Raw genomic sequence first — 4,185 nt, forward strand, 5'->3', positions numbered from 1 at the left:
TGCCAGGCATCAAATAAAGCAGAAGGCCATCCTGACGGATGGCCTTTTTGCGTTTCTACAAACTCTTCCTATCGTCATATCTACAAGCCATCCCCCCGTAGATACGGTAAACTAGCCTCGTTTTTGCATCAGGAAAGCAGCTATGAACCACTCCTTAAAACCCTGGAACACATTTGGCATTGATCATAATGCTCAGCACATTGTATGTGCCGAAGACGAACAACAATTACTCAATGCCTGGCAGCATGCAACCGCAGAAGGACAACCCGTTCTTATTCTGGGTGAAGGAAGTAATGTACTTTTTCTGGAAGACTATCGCGGTACGGTGATCATCAACCGGATCAAAGGTATCGAAATTCATGATAAACCTGATGCGTGGTATTTACATGTAGGAGCCGGAGAAAACTGGCATCGCCTGGTAAAATACACTTTGCAGGAAGGTATGCCTGGTCTGGAAAATCTGGCATTAATTCCTGGTTGTGTTGGTTCATCACCTATCCAGAATATTGGGGCTTATGGTGTAGAATTACAGCGAGTTTGCGCTTATGTTGACTGTGTTGAACTGGCGACAGGCAAGCAAGAGCGTTTAACAGCTAAAGAGTGCCGTTTTGGCTATCGCGACAGTATTTTTAAACATGAATACCAGGACCGCTTCGCCATTGTAGCCGTAGGTCTGCGTCTGCCAAAAGAGTGGCAACCTGTACTAACGTATGGTGACTTAACTCGTCTGGATCCTACAACAGTAACGCCACAGCAAGTATTTGATGCGGTGTGTCATATGCGCACCACCAAACTCCCTGACCCAAAAGTGAATGGCAATGCCGGTAGTTTCTTCAAAAACCCTGTTGTATCTGCCGAAACGGCTAAAGCATTACTGGCACAATTTCCAACAGCACCAAATTACCCCCAGGCGGATGGTTCAGTAAAACTGGCAGCAGGTTGGCTTATCGATCAGTGCCAGCTAAAAGGGATGCAAATGGGTGGGGCTGCGGTGCACCGTCAACAGGCGTTAGTTCTCATTAATGAAGACAATGCAAAAAGCGAAGATGTCGTGCAACTGGCACATCATGTAAGACAGAAAGTGGGTGAAAAATTTAATGTCTGGCTTGAGCCAGAAGTTCGCTTTATTGGTGCATCAGGTGAAGTTAGCGCAGTGGAGACGATTTCATGAAGGATAATACCGTTCCACTGAAATTAATCGCGCTGTTAGCGAACGGTGAATTTCACTCTGGCGAGCAGCTGGGTGAAACGTTAGGAATGAGCCGGGCGGCTATTAATAAACACATTCAGACACTGCGTGACTGGGGTGTTGATGTCTTTACCGTTCCGGGTAAAGGATACAGCCTGCCTGAGCCCATCCAGTTACTTAATGCTGAACAGATATTGAGTCAGCTGGATGGCGGTAGTGTAGCCGTGCTGCCAGTTATTGACTCCACGAATCAATATCTCCTTGACCGTATCGGAGAGCTTAAATCGGGCGATGCCTGCGTTGCAGAATACCAGCAGGCTGGCCGTGGTCGCCGAGGTCGGAAATGGTTTTCGCCTTTTGGCGCAAACTTATATTTGTCGATGTTCTGGCGTCTGGAACAAGGCCCGGCGGCGGCTATTGGTTTGAGTCTGGTTATCGGTATCGTGATGGCGGAAGTATTACGCAAGCTAGGAGCAGATAAAGTTCGTGTTAAATGGCCTAATGACCTCTATCTGCAGGATCGCAAGCTGGCAGGCATTCTTGTGGAGCTGACTGGCAAAACCGGCGATGCGGCACAAATTGTCATTGGTGCTGGGATCAACATGGCAATGCGTCGTGTTGAAGAGAGTGTCGTTAATCAGGGGTGGATCACGCTGCAGGAAGCGGGGATCAATCTCGATCGTAATATGTTGGCGGCCATGCTAATACGTGAATTACGCGCGGCGCTGGAACTCTTCGAGCAAGAAGGATTGGCACCTTATCTTTCGCGCTGGGAAAAGTTGGATAATTTTATTAATCGCCCAGTGAAACTTATCATTGGTGATAAAGAAATATTTGGCATTTCACGCGGAATAGACAAACAGGGCGCTTTATTGCTTGAGCAGGATGGAATAATAAAACCCTGGATGGGGGGTGAAATATCCCTGCGTAGTGCAGAAAAATAAGAAAGGGGAGCATTAGCTCCCCTGAAAATTATTTGCGTAGTCTGACCTCTTCTACCGCATGATTAGCACTTTTCGTCAGGATTAAACTGGCGCGCTCGCGAGTAGGTAGAATATTTTGCTTTAAGTTCAGCCAGTTGATCTCTTTCCACAACGTCATGGCAGTCTTAATAGCTTCTTCTTTAGTTAATTTCGCGTAGTTATGAAAATAGGAATCCGGGTCTGTAAAAGCCCCTTCGCGGAATTTCAGAAAACGGTTGATATACCATGTCTGAAGTAAGTCTTCCGGAGCATCAACATATATCGAAAAATCGACAAAATCAGAAACAAATACATGATGTGGATCGTGTGGATAATCCATCCCGCTCTGTAAGACATTTAACCCTTCAAGAATTAAAATATCAGGCTGAACAACAGTTTTATCTCCATCCGGGATCACATCATAAATAAGATGCGAGTAAACAGGTGCTGTAACGTTTGGCACGCCGGATTTGAGATCGGAAACAAACTTTACCAGACGATGCATATCATACGATTCCGGGAAGCCTTTCTTCTTCATCAGGCCACGTTCTTTAAGCACTTTGTTGGGATGAAGAAAACCATCGGTGGTGATCAGTTCAACACGACGGTGTTCCGGCCAACGGCTTAATAGTGCCTGTAACACACGAGCAGTCGTACTTTTCCCTACCGCGACGCTACCAGCAATACTGATAATGTAAGGAATGCGTTGTCCGTTAGTGCCAAGAAACTGTTCCAGAACTGCCTGACGGCGCAGGTTCGAGCTTATATAGAAGTTCAGCAAACGTGATAAAGGCAAGTAAATCTCGGCAACTTCTTCTAACGAGAGATCTTCATTTATACCTTTGAGACGGGCGATCTCATCTTCCGATAACGTCATAGGTACGGAATCACGCAGAGCTGCCCACTGGTTGCGGTCAAACTGTAGGTAAGGCGTCATTAACGTTTGCTCTTTTATACTCATAAGCATGTTTCTGGCGGTCATAGCTCTATCGGCAAAGCGATATTTGCCATGGCGCGTCACAGTTCTGTTGAATGGGTTAATGGGCAGGAGGGTAACACCAGATGGGGAGGAATAATAAGAAAAAATCTCTTCCAGGAAGCTATCGTTGAAAAGCAATGTGACAGATATTCCATCTGATAAAAAGAATTGTGTTTTAGCTGGCGCGCATTGTTAATGCAGAGTGATGCTGAAAAAATATGCTAATCTGCTCGCAATTCGGCTGTTTATTCATCGTGTCGCGTAAAATGTGACCAATAAAACAAATTATGCAATTTTTTAGTTGCATGAACTCGCATGTCTCCATAGAATGCGCGCTACTTGATGCCGACTTAGCTCAGTAGGTAGAGCAACTGACTTGTAATCAGTAGGTCACCAGTTCGATTCCGGTAGTCGGCACCATCAAGTCCGGTGGGGTTCCCGAGCGGCCAAAGGGAGCAGACTGTAAATCTGCCGTCACAGACTTCGAAGGTTCGAATCCTTCCCCCACCACCAATTTCGGCCACGCGATGGCGTAGCCCGAGACGATAAGTTCGCTTACCGGCTCGAATAAAGAGAGCTTCTCTCGATATTCAGTGCAGAATGAAAATCAGGTAGCCGAGTTCCAGGATGCGGGCATCGTATAATGGCTATTACCTCAGCCTTCCAAGCTGATGATGCGGGTTCGATTCCCGCTGCCCGCTCCAAGATGTGCTGATATAGCTCAGTTGGTAGAGCGCACCCTTGGTAAGGGTGAGGTCGGCAGTTCGAATCTGCCTATCAGCACCACTTCTTTTCTCCTCCCTGTTTTTTCCTTCTGTTTATTGCATTCAACAAGTCGGGCATGTTGCCTGGTTGATGTGGTGATATCACCGATTTATCCGTGTCTTAGAGGGACAATCGATGTCTAAAGAAAAGTTTGAACGTACAAAACCGCACGTTAACGTCGGTACTATCGGCCACGTTGACCATGGTAAAACAACGCTGACCGCTGCAATCACTACCGTACTGGCTAAAACCTACGGCGGTGCTGCTCGCGCATTCGACCAGATCGATAA

General features: G+C 46.7%; 4 protein-coding genes, 4 tRNA genes and 1 pseudogene. 7 read left to right on the forward strand and 2 right to left on the reverse strand.

The window, feature by feature from the left end:
- Positions 1-142 precede the first annotated feature (142 nt).
- Both murB and birA read left to right on the forward strand, forming a co-directional pair.
- Positions 143-1,171 (forward strand): UDP-N-acetylmuramate dehydrogenase, encoded by a 1,029-nt coding sequence (murB, locus tag FEK43_RS22395; protein WP_130261282.1) that lies wholly within the window; start codon positions 143-145, stop codon positions 1,169-1,171.
- Positions 1,168-2,133 carry a bifunctional biotin--[acetyl-CoA-carboxylase] ligase/biotin operon repressor BirA gene (gene birA, locus FEK43_RS22400; protein WP_135406466.1) on the forward strand — a complete coding sequence of 322 codons (966 nt, stop codon included), beginning with the start codon at positions 1,168-1,170 and terminating at the stop codon, positions 2,131-2,133. The genes murB and birA overlap by 4 nt, the downstream gene beginning before the upstream one ends.
- Before the next feature lie 28 nt (positions 2,134-2,161).
- On the opposite strand, the gene coaA is transcribed toward birA, so the two are convergent.
- A complete protein-coding gene (gene coaA / locus FEK43_RS22405) occupies positions 2,162-3,112 on the reverse strand; it encodes a type I pantothenate kinase (protein ID WP_000023076.1) in 951 nt (316 codons plus the stop codon).
- 192 nt (positions 3,113-3,304) lie between these two features.
- Positions 3,305-3,455: pseudogene (locus FEK43_RS23415) on the reverse strand (hypothetical protein); the annotation flags it as partial.
- A gap of 19 nt (positions 3,456-3,474) precedes the next feature.
- On the opposite strand from FEK43_RS23415, the gene FEK43_RS22410 reads away from it, so the two are divergent.
- From FEK43_RS22410 to FEK43_RS22430, 5 genes are all read left to right on the forward strand, one after another.
- Positions 3,475-3,550 (forward strand) — tRNA-Thr (locus FEK43_RS22410).
- 8 nt (positions 3,551-3,558) lie between these two features.
- Positions 3,559-3,643 (forward strand) — tRNA-Tyr (locus FEK43_RS22415).
- Between the two features lie 116 nt (positions 3,644-3,759).
- Positions 3,760-3,834 (forward strand) — tRNA-Gly (locus tag FEK43_RS22420).
- A gap of 6 nt (positions 3,835-3,840) precedes the next feature.
- A tRNA-Thr gene (locus tag FEK43_RS22425) sits at positions 3,841-3,916 on the forward strand.
- Between the two features lie 114 nt (positions 3,917-4,030).
- The coding region (locus FEK43_RS22430) for a GTP-binding protein (RefSeq protein WP_001690099.1) at positions 4,031-4,185 on the forward strand (155 nt) is incomplete at its 3' end.

Origin of the sequence: Escherichia sp. E2562 (assembly GCF_005781075.1) — a bacterium.
Classification (GTDB): domain Bacteria; phylum Pseudomonadota; class Gammaproteobacteria; order Enterobacterales; family Enterobacteriaceae; genus Escherichia.

Coding starts and splice junctions, on each gene's coding strand:
- murB (WP_130261282.1), top strand. CDS start 143: ATGAACCACTCCTTAAAACCCTGGAACACATTTGGCATTGATCATAAT.
- birA (WP_135406466.1), top strand. CDS start 1,168: ATGAAGGATAATACCGTTCCACTGAAATTAATCGCGCTGTTAGCGAAC.
- coaA (WP_000023076.1), bottom strand. CDS start 3,112: ATGAGTATAAAAGAGCAAACGTTAATGACGCCTTACCTACAGTTTGAC.